The sequence below is a fragment of the Streptomyces sp. NPDC050534 genome (genome assembly GCF_044457745.1).
Taxonomy (GTDB): Bacteria; Actinomycetota; Actinomycetes; order Streptomycetales; family Streptomycetaceae; genus Streptomyces.
Window position 1 is genome coordinate 97884 of sequence record NZ_JBITHF010000020.1, and the last position, 17371, is coordinate 115254.

Genomic DNA, 17371 nt, shown 5'->3' on the forward strand with positions numbered 1-17371 from the left:
GCCGGAGGCGGTCAACACGATTAGGGCACTGGCCGGCCCTCGCCTCGGTCCGGCCCTGACTCGGCCCATGATCCGCCGGACGAGCCCTGGATGACAGCGCTCCGTTCAGCCAAGGCGCGCGGCGACGACTCGGGGATACGCGGTTCTGAGAGCTGGATCAAGTCGCGGATGATCTCGCGAGCCAAGTGATGGTCGCGGATCTGCTCGGGCGCCAATGCCTCGGCTTCCAAGAGCGCGGCTGTAGCCTCACCGACGTGTCGCCGCTGCACGTGTGCTCGCGCCACGTCAAGCAGGAAACGTGACTGCCGCTCATGCGAGAGACCCGACGCGTCAACCTGCTGGGCTACCTCTAGTGCAAGTCCTGCATCTCCCAACTCCACGGCCGTACTTACGGCGTGAATCTCGACGTTCGTCGGACCGAACTCCGTGTCGAAGTCGTTGCGATCCCCACCCAAGCGCGCTGCCACTTCGCGCGCTCGCTCGATGTGCTCGTGGGTCCGCCCACGATTGCCCTCCCTCGCGTTGATCACTGCGAGGACGAGCCGCCCAGCTCTCCAGCACCTCGTCCGCGGCCGCCCCAGGCCCAGCCTCCTCGTACTCGATCCGCCCACAGCTGAGGTACTCGGGCGGAGTTGAGTACTTGCGCTCTGGTGGGTGAGGGAGGGAGCGGAAACGCTTGGGGCATGCCTCAAGGACTACGGAAACCTGCTACTCAGCTGTTGTCGATCCTCGTGCTGGCTGGGGTGTCCCTGGCAGGGTGGGCTGCCTGGCTGGGCTGGGACCAGCATCGCGACGTGCAACCTGATGGCACGACGACCGGTCCGTACGAGGCGTGGCAGGTGATCGGACTGGTGCTGACTCTGCTGGCAGCGGTGTACTGGGCGGTGTCCCGGCGCTACATCGCGGGCGCCGTGCTCGGCACCACCGCCGGACTCACCGTTGCCGCCTATTCCGATTGGTCGGACGACTCCAGCGGCCTCTTCATGGTCGGCGTGGGAATGGTCATGATGGGGAGCCTCGTCGTGACCGCCATCGTTTCCGCCGTGATCGCCGCTGCCGGACGAGACGGACGAGACGGACAACGGATCGGAGCATGACGGCACGCGGCGCCGCCTCCGACAGCTACCGCTGGTTCGGGTGGCCTGGCCGACTCCTGGACTCCCTCTCTCCGTTTCCCGGGCTGCCACTGGACGGCGCCTTTCCAGGGCGCCGCACGGTCCACGGCCTGCTCACCCTGGCCCGGCTGTAGAACAACCGCCACCACCCCCGAACCGGTCGACCTCGATGCCCGCCTGGCCGACCGCGCCGCGATGTGGGAGCCGCCGGCAGCCGAACAGTACGTCGGCCTGGCCATCACCGGAGCCACAGCTGACCGGGGGTGGGCGAGCCGTCTCAGCGCGCCCGGTACAGGAGTCGACGCCGTTGTCCGTCTCCGCCCTGTGGCGCCCCAGCGGACACTCACCCGGCGGCACAGCATCGCCACGGTCGCCCGGAGCGGCGGGACAGCAGCGGTGAACGGCCGACGTAGGACGCGCCTCGCGGGCTCCGTACTCGGATCAGCCGGCTTCGTGACGCGCTCGATGGCGGCGCTCAGAGGCGCAGATCGAATCGAGTGACCTGGGCGGCCGGAGAGCTGCGGACGGCGGCCCTAGTCCTGGGGCCCGCCCGCCGTGTGCTCCAGCCTGTTCCTCAGCAGCCGCTCGTTGTGCGGCAGCTCCTTGCGGACCTGGGGGCGGACGAGGAGGGGGAGCAGGACCTTGCCGATGCCGTGGGCCTCGAAGTCCAGGTCCATCGTCACGCGGGTGCGGCGGCCGTCGTCGAGCGGTTCCACTGCCCCGTGGAAGTGGCCCCTCACCGGGCCGTCGATGCCGCGCAGACTCCAGCTGTGCGGTGGCTCGCACTCGGTGCACTCCATGGTCATCGGCATCTCGCGGCTTCCGACCCGGCGGGTGACCTTGACCCGGGAGCCGGGGTGGAGCGGTCCCTCGTCGAGCTGTTCGACGGAGACCGCGCTCAGCTGCCACTCCGGCAGATGGGACGGATCGATGACGTAGGCCCAGACATCCTCGGGGCTCCGGTCGACGTCGATCTCTTCATGGAAGGCGGTCATGACGCCCTCCCTTCAGGATGATCCCCAGACGATCCCTTTTGAGGGCTTACAACGGAATCGTCCCACCAGGCCGAGGACGACGCCATCGACCGGGTGGGACTTCCCGGACCGTCAGCCGGACCCGACGAAGAGCACCAGCAGCAGCCACACCACGGGCGCCGTGGGCAGCAGCGAGTCCAGGCGGTCCATGATGCCGCCGTGCCCGGGCAGCAGCGTGCCCATGTCCTTGATGCCCAGGTCACGCTTGATCATCGACTCGCCGAGGTCGCCCAGCGTGGCGCTGGCGGCGACCGCGAAGCCCAGGAGCAGGCCCTGCCACCAGGCGCCGTCGTCGATCAGGAACTGCATGCACAGCGCGCCCGCCACCATCGCGAAGCCGACCGCGCCCACCAGCCCCTCGCGGGTCTTGCCGGGGCTGATGCGCGGGGCCAGCTTGTGCTTGCCGAAGCGCCAGCCGACGGCGTACGCGCCCGTGTCGCTGACCACCGTCAGCAGCAGGAAGGTCAGCACCCGCCAGGGGCCGTCCTCGGCCGTCAGCATCAGCGCCACGAACGTGGCGAGGAAGGGCACGTAGAACGCCGCGAAGACGCCCGCCGTGACGTCCTTGAGGTAGCCCTCCGGCGGCTCCGTCATGCGCCACACGAGCAGGGCCAGAGCCGTGAGCGCCATCGCGACCCAGGCGCCCTCGGCGCCCCGGACGTAACCGGCGACCACCATCGCGGCGCCGCCGAGCGCCAGCGGGACCAGCGGCGCCTTGATGCCCTTGCGCTCCTCGAGCCGGCCGGTCAGCTCCCACAGGCCCACCACGACGGCGACGGCGATGACGCCGACGAAGACGGCCTTGACGACGAACAGGGACGCGATGATCACCACGCCGAGGCCGACGCCGACCCCTATGGCCGCACCCAGGTCGCGCCCCGCGCTCTTCTTCTGCGGCGGGGGCGCCGGCTGCGGGGCGTCGGGCATGGGCTCCGGATTCTGCTGCACCACCCCGTAGGGCGGCGCCTGCGGCGTCTCGTCGCGGAACAAGGGGCCGCTCAGCCGAGCGGCCCCCCGGTCGTCATCCTGGTCACCGCCGTACGCGGGTCCCTCAGGCACGATGGGCATGGGGCGAGTCTGCTGCGCCTCAGGCGCATCGTACGCGGGACCCGCCGGGGCAGCCCCCTGGACGGGCCCCTGGTCCGACGGCCCCCAGTACCCGGCCGGTGAACCGGTGTGCGGCGGCGCTCCCCAGGAAGATTCGTTCATCAGACCTCGAGCAGCTCCGCTTCCTTGTGCTTCAGGAGCTCGTCGACCTGGGCCACGTACTTGTGCGTGGTGTCGTCGAGTTCCTTCTCCGCACGGCGGCCCTCGTCCTCGCCGGTGTCGCCGTCCTTGATCATCTTGTCGATCGCGTCCTTGGCCTTGCGGCGGACGGAACGGATGGACACACGCGCGTCCTCGGCCTTGCCCTTGGCGACCTTGATGTAGTCGCGGCGGCGCTCCTCGGTCAGCTCCGGGAACACCACACGGATGATGTTGCCGTCGTTGCTCGGGTTGACGCCGAGGTCGGAGTCGCGGATGGCCTGCTCGATGTTGCGGAGGGCCGACTTGTCGAACGGGGTGACGACCGCCATGCGCGGCTCCGGCACGGAGAACGAAGCCAGCTGGTTGATCGGCGTCGGCGCGCCGTAGTAGTCGGCCACGATCTTGTTGAACATCGCCGGGTGCGCACGACCGGTGCGGATCGCGGCGAAGTCCTCCTTGGCGACCACGACGGCCTTCTCCATCTTCTCCTCGGCCTCGAGGAGGGTCTCTTCGATCACCACTTGCTCCTGCGTGTCTTGAGTAAGGCCCGGCTGCGGTTCCTTGGTGGGGCGGCGGCCGGCTGCGTCGCGTCTTCTTCCTGCACGGTTCCCGACCCGCAGGACATTGTCCATCCCCCGGTCAGGGTCCGTAGGTGTTGCCGGTCAGTCCTGGCTGCCGCGGTCACCCACAAGCGTGCCGATCTTCTCACCCTTGACGGCGCGCGCGATATTGCCCTCCGCCAGAAGCTCGAAGACGAGGATCGGAAGCTTGTTGTCGCGGCACAGCGTGATGGCCGTGGCGTCGGCGACCTTGAGGTCGCGGGTGATCACCTCGCCGTAGCCGAGGGAGTCGAACTTGACCGCGTCCGGGTTGCGCTTGGGGTCGGAGTCGTAGACCCCGTCCACGCCGTTCTTGCCCATCAGCAGCGCCTCGGCGTCGATCTCCAGGGCGCGCTGCGCGGCGGTGGTGTCGGTGGAGAAGTACGGCATGCCCATCCCTGCGCCGAAGATGACCACACGGCCCTTCTCCAGGTGCCGGATGGCACGCAGCGGGATGTAGGGCTCGGCGACCTGGCCCATGGTGATGGCGGTCTGCACCCGGGACTGGATGCCTTCCTTCTCCAGGAAGTCCTGCAGGGCGAGGCAGTTCATCACGGTGCCGAGCATGCCCATGTAGTCGGAGCGGGCCCGGTCCATGCCGCGCTGCTGGAGCTCGGCGCCGCGGAAGAAGTTGCCGCCGCCGATGACGATGGCGATCTGCGCGCCGTCCCGCACGACGGACGCGATCTCACGGGCCATCTTGTGCACCACGTCGGGGTCCACACCCAGGCCTCCGCCGCCGGAGAATGCCTCACCGGACAGCTTCAGCAGAAACCGACCGGATACTTTGCCGTCGTCGCTCTTCTGGGCCTTGGTGGTCATCGAGATCCCGCCTCTTTCATGTGGTGCACATACGAAGAAGGCCACTGCCGGTGGGGTGTCGTTCGCAACCCATGCTCGGCAATGGCCTCCTCGTCAGATCTGCTGTCGCCCGTCACGCGCGCGTGACGGCGTACCGGACGACTGCTCCCGACCCTATCGGGCCGGGACGCCGCTCGCGGCACGGACTCAGATGCCGACCTTGATACGCGTGAAGCGCTTCAGGGTGACACCGGCCTCGTCCAGAACCTTCTGGACCGACTTCTTGTTGTCGAGCGCGTACGGCTGACCGAGCAGCGTGGCGTCCTTGAAGAAGCCGTTGAGGCGACCCTCGACGATCTTCGGCAGGGCGGCCTCGGGCTTGCCCTCGGCGCGGGTGGTCTCCTCGGCGACGCGGCGCTCGGACTCGACGACCTCGGCCGGCACGTCCTCCTTGGAGAGGTACTTCGGCGCGAAGGCGGCGATGTGCTGGGCGACGCCCTTGGCGATCTCGGCGTTGGGCTTGTCGAGCTCGACCAGGACACCGATCTGCGGGGGCAGGTCGGGCATCGTGCGGTGCATGTACGCGAGGACGTAGCCGTCGGCGTACTGCGCGAAGCGGTCCAGGACGATCTTCTCGCCCAGGTTGGCGTTGGCCTCGTCCACGAACGCCTGGACGGTCTTGCCGGCCTCGATCTCGGAGGCGAGCAGGGCCTCGATGTCGGCCGGGGAGGTCTTGGCGACGTGCTCGGCGATCGCGGAGGCGACGGCCTGGAACTTCTCGCCCTTGGCGACGAAGTCCGTCTCGCACTTCAGCTCGACGAGGACGCCGGAGGAGTTGTCGTCGGCGATGATGGAGACGACGGCGCCGTTCTCGGCAGAGCGGCCCTCGCGCTTGGCGACGCCCTTCTGGCCCTTGATCCGGAGCGCCTCGACGGCCTTGTCGACGTTGCCCTCGGCCTCGTCCAGCGCCTTCTTGCAGTCCATCATGCCGGCGCCGGTGAGCTCACGAAGCTTCTTGACGTCGGCGGCGGTGTAGTTCGCCATGAGTCTTTGAATCTTTCTCGAAGTCTGGAAGATCGAAGATCTACGGGGTCTGCGGCCCCAGGTGTCCGGGGCCGCTGACACTCCGCCGACCTACGGATGAACGGCGGGAGCGACTTTCACCGCGCCCGGAGGCGCTATTGGCTGCAGTACCGCTCCCGCCGTCAACTTCAGGACGCTGACGGTCAGGCCTGCTCGGCGTCCGCAGCCGGAGCCTCGGCCGCAGGGGCCTCGGCGGCCGGAGCCTCGGCCGCGGGGGCCTCGGCGGCGGGGGCCTCGGCGACGGGGGCCTCGGCGACGGGGGCCTCGGCAGCCGGAGCCTCGGCGGCCTTCTCGGCCTCGGCGGGCTTCTCGGCCTCGTCGGCCTTCTTCTCGCCCTCGTCGGCCTTCTTCTCACCCTCGAGCAGGTCGCGCTCCCACTCGGCGAGCGGCTCGCCCGCGGCCTTCTCGCCCTTGCCCTCGGTGGCGACACCGGAGCGGGAGATGAGGCCCTCGGCGACCGCGTCGGCGATCACACGGGTGAGCAGGGTGACGGAGCGGATCGCGTCGTCGTTGCCCGGGATCTTGTAGTCGACCTCGTCGGGGTCGCAGTTGGTGTCGAGGATCGCGACGACCGGGATGTTCAGCTTCCGGGCCTCACCGACGGCGATGTGCTCCTTCTTGGTGTCCACGATCCAGACGGCGCTGGGCACCTTCTGCATCTCGCGGATACCACCGAGGGTCTTCTCCAGCTTGGCCTTCTCGCGCGAGAGCACGAGAAGCTCCTTCTTGGTCAGACCGGACGCGGCGACGTCCTCGAAGTCGATCTGCTCGAGCTCCTTGAGGCGCTGCAGACGCTTGTAGACGGTGGAGAAGTTGGTGAGCATGCCGCCCAGCCAGCGCTGGTTGACGAAGGGCATGCCGACGCGGGTGGCCTGCTCGGCGATGGCCTCCTGCGCCTGCTTCTTCGTGCCGACGAACATGACCGTGCCGCCGTGGGCGACGGTCTCCTTGACGAACTCGTAGGCGCGGTCGATGTACGACAGCGACTGGAGCAGGTCGATGATGTAGATGCCGTTGCGCTCGGTGAAGATGAAGCGCTTCATCTTCGGGTTCCAGCGACGGGTCTGGTGACCGAAGTGGACGCCGCTTTCCAGCAGCTCCCGCATCGTGACGACGGCCATGGCCGTTCTCCTTGGTTTTCTCGGTTGTGCCGCGGGAACCGGACGGCTCCCGCGCCTGACGCCCGCATGCGCCGTGCCACGAAGGACCGAGGAGCGCTGACACCGGCTTGTGACCACCTGGTGTCGGGGCGTGCGAAGTCGACCCGGTGACCCGGATCGCCAGAAGAAGTGTACGGGACCGGCGAGGCAGCGGGTGACGCCGCTGTCCACAACCGCGTGGTGGTCCACAGGTCCCGGCCATGATTGCCGGGAGTGCGGGACGGTTGCGGCATGCGAGCGAACCGAAGCGTGCGGCTGTCATGGGCGGTACTGCTGTCCCTGGCCCTGTCCCTGACCCTGGCCGTCCTGACCCCGTGGGCCTGGGCGGACACCCCGCCCCCCTTCCCACCCCAGGCCCCACCCACGCCCACGCCGGCCCTCGGCCGCGCCTGGCCCGTGGGAACCCGTCCCGCCGTCCTGCGGGGCTGGGAACCCCCGGCGACTCTCTACGGCCGCGGCCACCGGGGCGTCGACCTGGCGGCTCCACCCGGCGCCCCGGTACGGGCGGCGGCACCCGGCCGCGTCTCCTTCGCCGGCCGGGTGGCGGGCCGGGGCGTGGTCTCCGTGGGGCTGACGGGCACGGACTTACGTACGACGTACGAACCCGTGAAGGCGTCGGTGAAGAAGGGGGACGAGGTGGAGGCAGGTGAGGTGGTGGGGACGGTGGAGCCGGGGGCCTCCCACTGCACGGTCACGTGCGTCCACTGGGGTCTGCTGAGAGGCGGCACCTACCTGAATCCGCTGTCCCTCCTGCCACCAGGGCTGTTGCGGAGGGGACCGTCGAGGCTGCTGCCGGTGCTCGGCGTACCGCTCCCGCTCGAGCCTGCCTGACCTGTGGGCGGTCGTGCGGCTGCGGCGCCGGCCTCAGCCGCGCACACCCCGCAGCGCCATAGCCACGGCCGCGTCGGCGACAGCCGAAGGCACCTCCGCACCGAGCTCGATCCGCCGCACCGCCGCGTCCACGATCCCCTGCAGCAACATCGCGGCCAGCCGGGGCTCCGAGTGCCCCATCTGCGACAGCGCCTCGACGATCATCGCCACCAGCCCGCCGTGCGCGGCCCGGATCTTCTCCCGGGCCCGCGCGTCCAGCTCACCGGCGGAGATCGCCACGACGGCCCGGTGCCGCCGGTCCCCCACCAGCTCCAGCTGCTGCCGGACATACGCCTCGACCTTGGCCTCGGCCGTCCCCTGCCGCTCCATCGCCGCCGAGACCTCCGCGGCCCACACGGGAAAGTCGACCTCGCACAGCTCCTCGACGACCGCCGCACGGGAGCGGAAGTACTCGTACACGGACGACCGCGCGAGCCCCGTCCGCTCTGCGAGAGCAGGGAAGGTCAGCGCCTCGGTCCCGCCCTCCGACAGCAACGACCGGGCCGCGTCCAGCAGGGCGGCTCGCTGCATCGACCGGTGCTCGGCCACGGAGGCCGCTCGAATCCTTGGCACGTCAACCACTTTACGGACGGACCACCCCCGGCGGGAGCGGGTCACGACTCTCAACGACCGAAGCTGGCCAGCTTCGCCCGCAGCTGAAGCACCGACTTGGTGTGGATCTGGCTGACCCGGCTCTCGGTCACGCCCAGCACGTTCCCGATCTCGGCGAGCGTGAGTCCCTCGTAGTAGTACAGCGTGACGACGGTCTTCTCGCGGTCGGGCAACGTGTTGATCGCCCGCGCCAGAAACCGCCTCAGTTCCCGGTCCTCGGCCACCTCCACGGGGTTGTCGGCGGCGGTGTCCTCCAGCGTGTCCATCAGGCTGAGCCGGTCGCCGCCCTCACCGCCCACGTGCAGCAGCTCTTCCAGCGCCACCACGTTGGCCAGCGACAACTGGCTGAACACCGCGTGCAGGTCGTCGACCGCGATGCCCATCTCGGAGGCCACCTCACCCTCCGACGGCGTCCGGCGCAGCCGCGCCTCCAGGGTCGCGTACGCCCGCTCCACGTTCCGCGCCTTCTGCCGCACCGACCGCGGGATCCAGTCCAGCGCCCTGAGTTCGTCGATCATCGCGCCCCGGATCCGGGTGATCGCGTACGTCTCGAACTTGATCTCCCGGTCGACGTCGAACTTCTCGATCGCGTCGATCAGCCCGAACACCCCGGACGAAACGAAGTCGGCCTGCTCGACATTGGGTGGCAGACCGACGCTCACCCGTCCCGCCACGTACTTGACCAGCGGCGAATAGTGCAGGATCAGCTGCTCCCGGAGCCGCTCGTCCCCCGTGTCCTTGTACGACCGCCACAGCTCGTCGAGCGTCGAGGGAGCGGGCGGCCGCACGCTGCCACCGTCACGGGCGGCTGGGGGGATCGCCGCCCGGTCGGGCCCGGAGGTGTGCTGGGGCATTCGTCGCCTTGTGCCGTTCTGCCGTGAAGTGGGGGTGCCTGGGTGAGCTGTCGGTCTGATGTCGAGATGCCTGTCTGCGTCGGAATCCACGTGAGCGTAGCGTGACTGGAGTGTCGCGGTGAGCGAACAGCGGCCCGCCACCCGTGCGCAGATACGTTCCTCAGTGCGCCCCACGGAGTCACAGTGATCGCTCTGCGTGAGCACCCCGGAACGTCAACTGCGGGCATTTCCACAGGTCTCGGGCTTCCCCCGGACGGCCGAACACCCTCGGTCAGCATCGGCTCCGGCCCCCGCGGACGGAGATCATCGCCTGGCGTGTCAACTTCCAGCCGTCGCCGTGTCGTTCGACGTAACCGAGTGATCGGAGTTCGTACAGCCTCGCGATCGCGTCGTCCTGCGTGGTCTGCGCGCCCCGCGCGATCGCCCCGGGCGGCGCCGCGCCGCGGCCGGGCAGCGCGGCCAGCACGCGCCGGGCGCCCGGCTCCAGGAGATCGCGGGGCAGCACGGGCCCGCGCCGGTCGGGGGCCAGCTCCCCCATGTCGCCGACCAGTTCGACGACGTCCGCGGCATCGGTGACGAGCACGGCGTCGCCCCGCAGGAGTTCGTGCACCCCCGCGGACAGACCGCTGGTGGCCGGTCCGGGCACGCCCATGGTGTGGCGCCCCAGTCGCTGCGCGGCCCGCGCCGTGACCAGCGAACCGCTGCGGTGGGCGGCCTCGACGACCACGGTGCCCCTGGTCAGGGCGGCGATCACGCGGTTGCGGACGATGAATCTGCTGGGTGTCGGGTGATCACCGGGCGGCAACTCCCCGACGACGAGCCCCTGTTCCGCGATCCTGGTGATCAACTCGGTGTGTCCGCGCGGGTAGGGCCGGTCGACCCCGCAGGCCAGGACCGCCACCGTGGCGCCGCCGGCCCCGAGCGCGCCCCGGTGCGCGGCGCCGTCGACCCCGTAGGCGCCGCCGGAGACGACCACCCAGCCGTGCTCGGCGAGCCCCGCACCGAGCGTGGCCGCCATGTGGGCGCCGTACTCGGTGCAGGCGCGGGCGCCCACGACGGCCACCGAGCGCAGGGCCCACATCCGCAGACTGGGCCGACCGCGCACCCACAGTCCGCAGGGCCGGCCGTCGCCCAGATCGTCGAGCTGTCCCGGCCACTCGCCGTCTCCCGGTGCCACGAACCGCACCCCGGCGTCCCGCGCCAGCGCGAGATCCCGCTCCGGCTCGGCCTGCCGGGCGCGGGCCAGGAGGCCGGCCCAGCGCCTGTCGGTCACCCCGGCGAGGCGCGGCCCGCCCTCGCACAGCCGCCGGGCCACCTCCGGCGCCCCGATCTCCCGCACCCACCGCCCGCCGACCTCGTCCCCCGGCTCGAGCACCCGGGCCAGAAGGACGCGGGCGAGCCGCTCGGCCTCCGGGTCGCCGCCGGCCCTCATGCCGGCGCCCCGATGGCCATCGGAACGCCCCGCGGGACGCCCGTGCGCAGTTGCAGGGCCAGGGCCACGTCCGTCGCGTCGGGACGGCCCCGGCCGACGAGGTCCGCCACGGTCCAGGCGACCCGCAGCACGCGGTCCAGTCCCCGTGCGGTGAGCACCCCGCGCTCCAGACTGCGCTCGGCGTCGTCCATGGCTCCCGGCGCCGCGTGCCAGCGGCTGCGCAGTTCACGCCCGGGGACCTCACTGTTGGACCGCCAGAAAGTGCCCGCGAGGCGTGCTGCCGCGCGCTCCCGCGCCGCCCGGACCCGGTCGGCCACCGTGGCGGTGGACTCACCCCGGGCGCCGGGCACGGTCAGCTCGGCACGGGTGACCGCGTCGACCTCCACGCGCAGATCCACACGGTCGAGCAGGGGCCCGGACAGCCGGGCCTGGTACCGGCGGATCGCGGACGGCGGGCAGTCGCACAGCGAGTCCCGCTGCGAGAAGCGTCCGCACGGGCAGGGGTTGGCGGCGAGCACCATCAGGAACCTGGCGGGGAACCGCACCACCCCGGCGCTGCGCGCGATCACCACATGCCCCGCTTCCAGCGGCTGTCGCAGGGCATCGAGGGTCTGGCTGTGGAACTCCGGAGCCTCGTCGAGAAAGAGCACTCCACGGTGGGCCAGCGACACCGCGCCGGGGCGGGCGATGCCCGGACCGCCGCCGACGAGGGACTGCATCGTGGCCGAGTGGTGCGGGGCGCAGTAGGGCGCGACGTCGATGAGGGGCTTGCCCGGCGGCAGCAGCCCGGCGACCGAGTGCACCGCGGTGACCTCGAGCGAGTCCTCGCGGGTGAGCCGGGGCAGTACGGCCGGCAGCCGCTCCGCGAGCATCGTCTTGCCGGCGCCGGGCGGTCCCTCGAGGAACAGATGGTGACCGCCCGCCGCGGACACCTCCACCGCCGTGCGGGCCGAGGTCTGGCCCACCACGTCGGCCAGGTCGTGGTCGTGGTCGTGCTGGGCCGCGCCCAGGCTGTGCATGCCGGTGGCCGCCCCGGTGCCGGGCACGCGCAGCCCGGCCAGCAGCGGGTCCGGGCGGCCCAGTTCGTCCGGCTCCTCCTCGGGGACCGGCTCGTCGGTCAGCACGGCGATCAGCTGCCGCAGGCTGCGGATGCCCAGTACCGAGACACCGGGCACCAGCGAGGCCTCGGCGGCCGCGCACTCCGGCACCACGATCTGCTCGTAACCGGCGTCCGCCGCGGCCAGCACCGCGGGCAGGATGCCCCGGACCGGGCGCACCCTGCCGTCCAGCCCGAGCTCCCCGATCATCACGATGTCCGCGAGCACCCGCGGGTCGATCCGCTCGGCTGCGCCGAGCACCGCGCAGGCCACGGCCAGGTCGAAGCCCGAGCCCGCCTTGGGGACCGACGCCGGGCTGAGGCCCACCGTGAGCTTCTTCTGCGGCCACTCGCCACCCGAGTTGACGACCGCCGCCCGCACCCGGTCCCGGCTCTCGGTCAGGCTCTTGTCCGGCAGTCCCACCAGCGTGAACGCCGCGACCCCCGGTTCCAGGTCGGCCTGGACCTCGACGACCACCCCTTCGACGCCGACCAGGGCCACCGAGCACGTACGCGCGAATCCCATGTCAGGCCACCCCTCGCGCGTGCTCGACGACCGGGGCGCCCTTGTCCGGCAGGACGACGCCGACCAGGTCGACGCGGACACCTCCCGGCGGCGCTCCCCCATGGGTCTGGATCCAGCGCTCGGCGAGGTCCCGCAGCCGCTGCGCCTTCTCCGGGGTCACGGCGGCCATCGGGTGCTCGAAGCGGCCGTCCCGGCGGGTCTTCACCTCGCAGACGACCAGCACGTCGCCGTCCAGGGCGACGATGTCGATCTCACCGGTCCTGCCACCACGCCAATTGCGTTGCAGGACCGCCATCCCGGCCTCGGCCAGCCGCCGCGCGGCCAGATCCTCGCCGTACCTGCCGAGTGCACTGCGTGCGTTCATGTCGGCACCACCTCCGGCGCCAACCGTCACGCATCCGGCCCGACCGAGTGGATCTTGGTGGGCTACTCACCGGTTGTGGACAACCTTGTCACTCACACGAGGACGGATCAGCCGCTCGGCAGCTCCAGGTCACTCTTGTTGAGCTCCTCGATGTTCACGTCCTTGAACGTGAGCACCCGCACCTGCTTCACGAACCGAGCCGGCCGGTACATGTCCCAGACCCAGGCATCCGCCATCGAAACTTCGAAGAACACCTCACCCTGGACCGAATGCACCTGCATCTCGTAGTCGTTGGTGAGGTAGAAGCGCCGCTCGGTTTCGATCACGTATTTGAACAGACCGACGACATCGCGGTACTCCCGGTAGAGCTTCAGCTCCATCTCGGTCTCGTACTTCTCGAGGTCCTCGGCGCTCATGGCAGCTTCCCCTTCAGCCGTGCGATCCCACCATTGTGCGCCAGTCCCGTGACCCCTAGACGATTTCCGCATCAAGGGTCACGGGCCCGGCCGGGGGACCTTCGTCGAGCAGCCGGCGCAGCAGCTCGGCGAGTCTGGTCGGATACACCGTCTCATGGGCCAGGGCAAGTTCCGCACAGGTCCACCAGCGTGCTCCTGCGACGCTGCGCCGTTCCAGCTCCGTGAGGCGGGTGGCCTCGGTCGTCGTCTGGGTCGTACGGGCCAGGAAGTACCACTCGTCCTGGTCCCAGCGGCGGCCCGCGAACGGAAAGGAGCACATCCGCCGCCACAGCACCGGCCCGAGCTCCACGTCGGTGATGCCGGTCTCCTCGGCGAGTTCCCTCAGTGCGGCCTGTTCACGACTCTCGTCGCCCTCCACTCCGCCGCCGGGCGTGAACCACCAGTCGTCGCGGGGGTCGTCCGGCTCGTGGCCGTTGAGCAGGAGGATGCGGTCGTCGGGGTCGAGCAGGACGACCCGGGCCACCTTGCGCAGGCCGCCCGTGTACGAGTCCTCGTACGCGCCCGTGGTCTCAGCGGGCACCCACGGGCTCCGTCCGCGCACGGGACCGCCGGGCGCCCGTCCGCTTGGCGATCGGGCCGTAGGCGCCGCCGGCGAAGACGAGGACGGCACCCGCGACGATCATGGTGACGATGATGCGCAGCGGGCCCGGCTGGGACAGCGGCCCGAGGGTCTTGAAGCCGGTCGGGCGCTCCAGCATGCCCTTCATGGGCCAGGCGATGGCGTCGACGCGGGCCGTCACGGTGGACTCCGGGACCGTGCCCTGCGCCGCGTCGCTGAGGTGGGCGGAGGAGTCCAGGGAGCCCTCGCGCTCGTCACCGAGCAGGAACAGGCGGCCCTTGGGGACCTTCACGGTCGGGATCTTCTTGTCCTCGACGACGTTGCCCTTGAGGTACGCCTCGTCGATCTGCTTGCCGTTGACGGTCAGCTTGCCGTTCGTGCAGCAGGAGACCGTGTCCCCGCCGACCGCCACCACGCGCTTGACCACGGCCGAGCCGGTCACCCAGCTCGTGTCGTTGAAGACGACGACGTCGCCCCTGCGTACCTCACTGCCGTCCACCCGCTGTGCCAGCACCCGGTCGCCGACGCCGATCGTCGGCGTCATCGAACTGGTCGGCACCGTGTACGGCCGGTAGATCACGGCTCCCCAGGCGAATCCTCCGAGGAACAGCACGACGCCCAGTGCGACGGCCAGTCCGGACAGTCGCTGTCCGGTCCTGCTGCCCACCGGGCCTGTGCTGGTGCCACCGCTGCGCGGGGCCGTACGCGTAGTGCTCTCGCCACCCATGGGTCCGCACCCTACCCGGCGGTACGTGACCCGGGCAGCCCTTCACCGGCTGCCTTGGCCACAGCTACACCAGGGCTTCACCAAGGCGGGGTCAGACGTGCTCCACGGAGCCGCCCCGGCGGGTGTCCACGGACTCGGTCCGCCTGCGCCGCCACAGCACCACCGGCACGGTGCCCGCGAGGGCGAGCGCGTTCGGTGCGGCCGTCAGGGCGGCGGACGCCGAGGACTGCTTGTCCAGACCGGGCTGGTCGAAGGTGTCCGGAATCGGCAGGGTGTCCCAGCGGGTGATCGGCCAGGCGATGACGATGGCGCGGCCGACGACCTTGTTCACCGGGACCATGCCGTTGTGCTTGTCGCTCTGGTTGTAGCGCGAGTCGCGGGAGTTCTGGCGGTGGTCGCCCATGACCCAGATGTAGCCCTTGGGGACCTTCACCGAGAACTGGCCGCCCTGGTCGTCGACGCTGCACGGGGTGTTGCCGGCGTAGACGAACGACGTGTCGTTCAGTGCCTTGCCGTTGACCATCAGCGGGCCGGAGCCCTTGCAGGAGACGGTGTCGCCGCCCACGCCGATGACGCGCTTGATCAGGTCCTTCTCCTCCGCGGACGGCATCAGGCCGATCCAGCTGAGCACCTTCTGCAGCGCGTTCGGGGTGGCCGTGGGCTCGCCCGCCAGCCAGTTGTCCGGGTCGTGGAAGACGACGACCTCGCCGCGCTCGGGCTTGGAGCCGAACCAGGGGGTGAGCTTGTCCACGAGGACGCGGTCGCCCTGCTGGAGGGTGTTCTGCATCGAGTCCGACGGAATCGAGAACGCCTGCACCAGGAAGGTCTTGATCAGCAGCGCCAGCACCAGCGCGATACCGATCAGGATGGGCAGCTCCTTCCAGAAGGAGCGCTGCTTCGCGGACCTGGGGGGCGTGCCGCCCGAGCCCTCCTCGTCGGTCCGGTCCCGGCCGCCCGGCCTCCTGCCGTCATCGGTCGCCCCGGAGTCATTCCCGGAGGTCACGGCGCTGTCCGCGGCCGGGACGGCAGCGTCCACGGAATTGCCGCGGTGCTCCTCGCCGTCGTGTCCGGACCGTGCGCCAACCGCCACATCCCCCACGCCAACTCCTTACTCTGTGCCGCCGCCTGCCCCAGACGCGGTGCAGGCCCACCACTCCCATAACGAGCGGGAGTTCCGCAGGGCTCGGGAGCTGGATCGTTCCGTTGAAATCGTCGGAAGCAACCCTATGCGACAGCTGCGGGGCCGCGGTCGTCCCCGACACGGAGTTGGAAACGGAAGCGAAAGTTTTAGGTTCTTTCAAGCTGTTCCAGTGGCCGAGCGGCCAGGCGATCACCATCGCCCGTCCCACCACCGAGTCCTCGGAGACCGTCCCGCCGTAGTCGGTGTTCTGATGCGCCCGGGAGTCCGCGGAGTTGGCGCGGTGATCACCCATCACCCACAGCCGCCCCTTGGGGACGGTGATGTCGAACTCCTGTGTGGAGGGGGCGTTTCCGGGATACAGGTAGCCGGTCTCGGTCAGGGGCACGCCGTTGACGGTCATCCGCCCTTGCGCGTCACAGCACTTGACGTGGTCGCCGCCGACGCCGATGACCCGCTTGATGAGGTCCTTCTCGTTGTCGGACGGCAGCAGGCCGATGAAGGTCAGTCCCTCTTTGACCTGCTTGACGACGACGGGGTCGTTCTTCTTGGTCGTGGTCTGCTCGTCCGCGAGCCAGCCGCCGGGGTCCCTGAACACGACGACGTCCCCGCGCTTGGGCTTGGAGCCGAACCAGGGGGTGAACTTGTCGACCAGGACGCGGTCGCCGATCCGGATCGTCTGCTCCATCGAGCCGGACGGGATCACGAACGCCTGGACGAGGAACGTCTTCAGGACCAGGGCGATGAGGACGGCGACGCCGACGAGGAGGGGTATCTCCTTGACCGCGCTGCGCCTGCGCTTTCGTTTGACCTTGCGCTGGAGCTTGCGCCGCTCGGCGCGGGTACGGCCGTTCGCCGCCGACCCGCCGGTGCGCCGGGAGCCGGTGGGCAGCAGGTTCTCCGTACCGAAGGGGTCGCTCGGCCCCGAGCCGCGCGGTCTGCCGCGGTTACCCATGGGCACCGCCCGCGGCGGGCACGCGCGCGTAGGCGCCGGGACGGTGCAGACGGGTCCAGTGGGCGGACGGCCAGACGATCCAGTCGGCGCGTCCGACGACGTCGGAGACCGGGATCATGCCGCCGCCGGGTGAGCCCAGGTGGTCGCGGGAGTCGCTGGAGTCGCCGCGGTGGTCGCCGAGGACGAAGAGGGTGCCGTCGGGTACGACGACCTTGAAGGGCACGGTGGACGGGCTGTCACCGGGGTACAGGAAAGTCGACTCGTCGACCGACCGGCCGTTCACCTCGATCCTCCCCTCCCTGTCGCAGCAGACCACGTGGTCTCCCCCCACACCCACGACGCGCTTGATGTAGTCCCCGCTACCGAAGTACCCGGTTCCGTCGAACACGACGACATCGCCGCGCCGCGGTTCGGCACCGAAACGGTACGCCAACTTATTTACGAGAACGCGGTCCCCGATCCTCAATCCGTTCTCCATGGATCCGCTGGGAATCTGGAACGGTTGCACCACGAAAGCGTTGAGAACCAGCAAAAACACCAGGCAGATGAGCAGGGTCAGGGAGATCCGGCCGCCCGGCAGCCACTCGGTGATCCGTGACACCAACGCGAAACGCGACCGTCCCTCCGGCCCTCCTGTGTCCGAGGTCTCCTCGGACGTGGAAGGGCGGGAGGAGCGGTCGCGCTCCGTCTGCTGTGCTTCGGCGTCCATCGGGGCGGAATGC

20 protein-coding genes are annotated in these 17371 nt (G+C 70.1%); 3 read left to right on the forward strand and 17 right to left on the reverse strand.

All coding sequences use genetic code 11. The features are described 5' to 3' along the window. Window positions 1-683: 683 nt before the first annotated feature. Window positions 684-1097: a hypothetical protein gene (locus tag ACIBN2_RS43115; RefSeq protein ID WP_399143166.1), complete on the forward strand. Its 414-nt coding sequence runs from the start codon at window positions 684-686 to the stop codon at window positions 1095-1097. Next, window positions 1094-1249 carry a hypothetical protein gene (locus ACIBN2_RS43120; RefSeq protein ID WP_399143167.1) on the forward strand — a complete coding sequence of 52 codons (156 nt, stop codon included), beginning with the start codon at window positions 1094-1096 and terminating at the stop codon, window positions 1247-1249. Before ACIBN2_RS43115 ends, ACIBN2_RS43120 begins: the two co-directional genes overlap by 4 nt. A gap of 399 nt (window positions 1250-1648) precedes the next feature. Here the strand turns inward: ACIBN2_RS43120 and ACIBN2_RS43125 are convergent, their stop codons facing one another. The 6 genes from ACIBN2_RS43125 to rpsB all read right to left on the reverse strand — a co-directional run bounded on the left by ACIBN2_RS43125 (window position 1649) and on the right by rpsB (window position 7001). Further along, window positions 1649-2110: an SRPBCC family protein gene (locus ACIBN2_RS43125; protein WP_399143169.1), complete on the reverse strand. Its 462-nt coding sequence runs from the start codon at window positions 2108-2110 to the stop codon at window positions 1649-1651. Window positions 2111-2221: 111 nt separating this feature from the next. Continuing rightward, complete coding sequence (locus ACIBN2_RS43130; protein WP_399143171.1) at window positions 2222-3358, reverse strand: phosphatidate cytidylyltransferase; 1137 nt, start codon at window positions 3356-3358, stop codon at window positions 2222-2224. Then, window positions 3358-3915, reverse strand: a complete 558-nt coding sequence (gene frr, locus ACIBN2_RS43135) for a ribosome recycling factor (protein WP_393866760.1) — start codon at window positions 3913-3915, stop codon at window positions 3358-3360. The genes ACIBN2_RS43130 and frr overlap by 1 nt, the downstream gene beginning before the upstream one ends. A 144-nt stretch (window positions 3916-4059) precedes the next feature. Further along, the gene (gene pyrH, locus ACIBN2_RS43140; protein WP_399143173.1) at window positions 4060-4818 is read right to left on the reverse strand and encodes a UMP kinase; all 759 of its coding nucleotides are present in this window, start codon (window positions 4816-4818) and stop codon (window positions 4060-4062) included. Window positions 4819-5004: 186 nt separating this feature from the next. Continuing rightward, a complete protein-coding gene (tsf, locus tag ACIBN2_RS43145; RefSeq protein ID WP_399143175.1) occupies window positions 5005-5841 on the reverse strand; it encodes a translation elongation factor Ts in 837 nt (278 codons plus the stop codon). A 182-nt stretch (window positions 5842-6023) separates the two neighbouring features. Then, window positions 6024-7001 (reverse strand): 30S ribosomal protein S2, encoded by a 978-nt coding sequence (gene rpsB / locus ACIBN2_RS43150; RefSeq protein WP_399143176.1) that lies wholly within the window; start codon window positions 6999-7001, stop codon window positions 6024-6026. Between the two features lie 270 nt (window positions 7002-7271). Here rpsB and ACIBN2_RS43155 point away from each other — a divergent pair, with 270 nt between their 5' ends. Continuing rightward, window positions 7272-7871 carry a murein hydrolase activator EnvC family protein gene (locus ACIBN2_RS43155; protein WP_399143177.1) on the forward strand — a complete coding sequence of 200 codons (600 nt, stop codon included), beginning with the start codon at window positions 7272-7274 and terminating at the stop codon, window positions 7869-7871. A gap of 33 nt (window positions 7872-7904) precedes the next feature. Here the strand turns inward: ACIBN2_RS43155 and ACIBN2_RS43160 are convergent, their stop codons facing one another. From ACIBN2_RS43160 to lepB (ACIBN2_RS43210), 11 genes are all read right to left on the reverse strand, one after another. After that, complete coding sequence (locus ACIBN2_RS43160) at window positions 7905-8459, reverse strand: TetR/AcrR family transcriptional regulator (RefSeq protein WP_399143227.1); 555 nt, start codon at window positions 8457-8459, stop codon at window positions 7905-7907. 74 nt (window positions 8460-8533) lie between these two features. Next, window positions 8534-9376, reverse strand: coding sequence for an RNA polymerase sigma factor WhiG (whiG, locus tag ACIBN2_RS43165; protein ID WP_399143179.1), 843 nt, complete (start codon window positions 9374-9376; stop codon window positions 8534-8536). 271 nt (window positions 9377-9647) lie between these two features. Then, complete coding sequence (gene dprA / locus ACIBN2_RS43170) at window positions 9648-10808, reverse strand: DNA-processing protein DprA (protein WP_399143180.1); 1161 nt, start codon at window positions 10806-10808, stop codon at window positions 9648-9650. Beyond that, window positions 10805-12430, reverse strand: coding sequence for a YifB family Mg chelatase-like AAA ATPase (locus ACIBN2_RS43175; protein ID WP_399143182.1), 1626 nt, complete (start codon window positions 12428-12430; stop codon window positions 10805-10807). Before ACIBN2_RS43175 ends, dprA begins: the two co-directional genes overlap by 4 nt. A gap of 1 nt (window position 12431) precedes the next feature. Then, complete coding sequence (locus tag ACIBN2_RS43180) at window positions 12432-12794, reverse strand: YraN family protein (RefSeq protein WP_399143183.1); 363 nt, start codon at window positions 12792-12794, stop codon at window positions 12432-12434. 107 nt (window positions 12795-12901) lie between these two features. Continuing rightward, window positions 12902-13210 (reverse strand): DUF2469 domain-containing protein, encoded by a 309-nt coding sequence (locus tag ACIBN2_RS43185; protein WP_003993268.1) that lies wholly within the window; start codon window positions 13208-13210, stop codon window positions 12902-12904. Between the two features lie 55 nt (window positions 13211-13265). After that, window positions 13266-13790 (reverse strand): NUDIX hydrolase, encoded by a 525-nt coding sequence (locus tag ACIBN2_RS43190; RefSeq protein ID WP_399143185.1) that lies wholly within the window; start codon window positions 13788-13790, stop codon window positions 13266-13268. Continuing rightward, window positions 13780-14556 (reverse strand): signal peptidase I, encoded by a 777-nt coding sequence (lepB, locus tag ACIBN2_RS43195; RefSeq protein WP_399143187.1) that lies wholly within the window; start codon window positions 14554-14556, stop codon window positions 13780-13782. The genes ACIBN2_RS43190 and lepB (ACIBN2_RS43195) overlap by 11 nt, the downstream gene beginning before the upstream one ends. A gap of 91 nt (window positions 14557-14647) precedes the next feature. After that, window positions 14648-15655 (reverse strand): signal peptidase I, encoded by a 1008-nt coding sequence (gene lepB / locus ACIBN2_RS43200; protein ID WP_399143188.1) that lies wholly within the window; start codon window positions 15653-15655, stop codon window positions 14648-14650. Beyond that, on the reverse strand, window positions 15543-16649 hold the full coding sequence (gene lepB, locus ACIBN2_RS43205; RefSeq protein ID WP_399143190.1) for a signal peptidase I: 1107 nt from the start codon (window positions 16647-16649) through the stop codon (window positions 15543-15545). The genes lepB (ACIBN2_RS43200) and lepB (ACIBN2_RS43205) overlap by 113 nt, the downstream gene beginning before the upstream one ends. Then, window positions 16642-17358, reverse strand: coding sequence for a signal peptidase I (lepB, locus tag ACIBN2_RS43210; RefSeq protein WP_399143192.1), 717 nt, complete (start codon window positions 17356-17358; stop codon window positions 16642-16644). The genes lepB (ACIBN2_RS43205) and lepB (ACIBN2_RS43210) overlap by 8 nt, the downstream gene beginning before the upstream one ends. Between the last annotated feature and the right edge of the window lie 13 nt (window positions 17359-17371).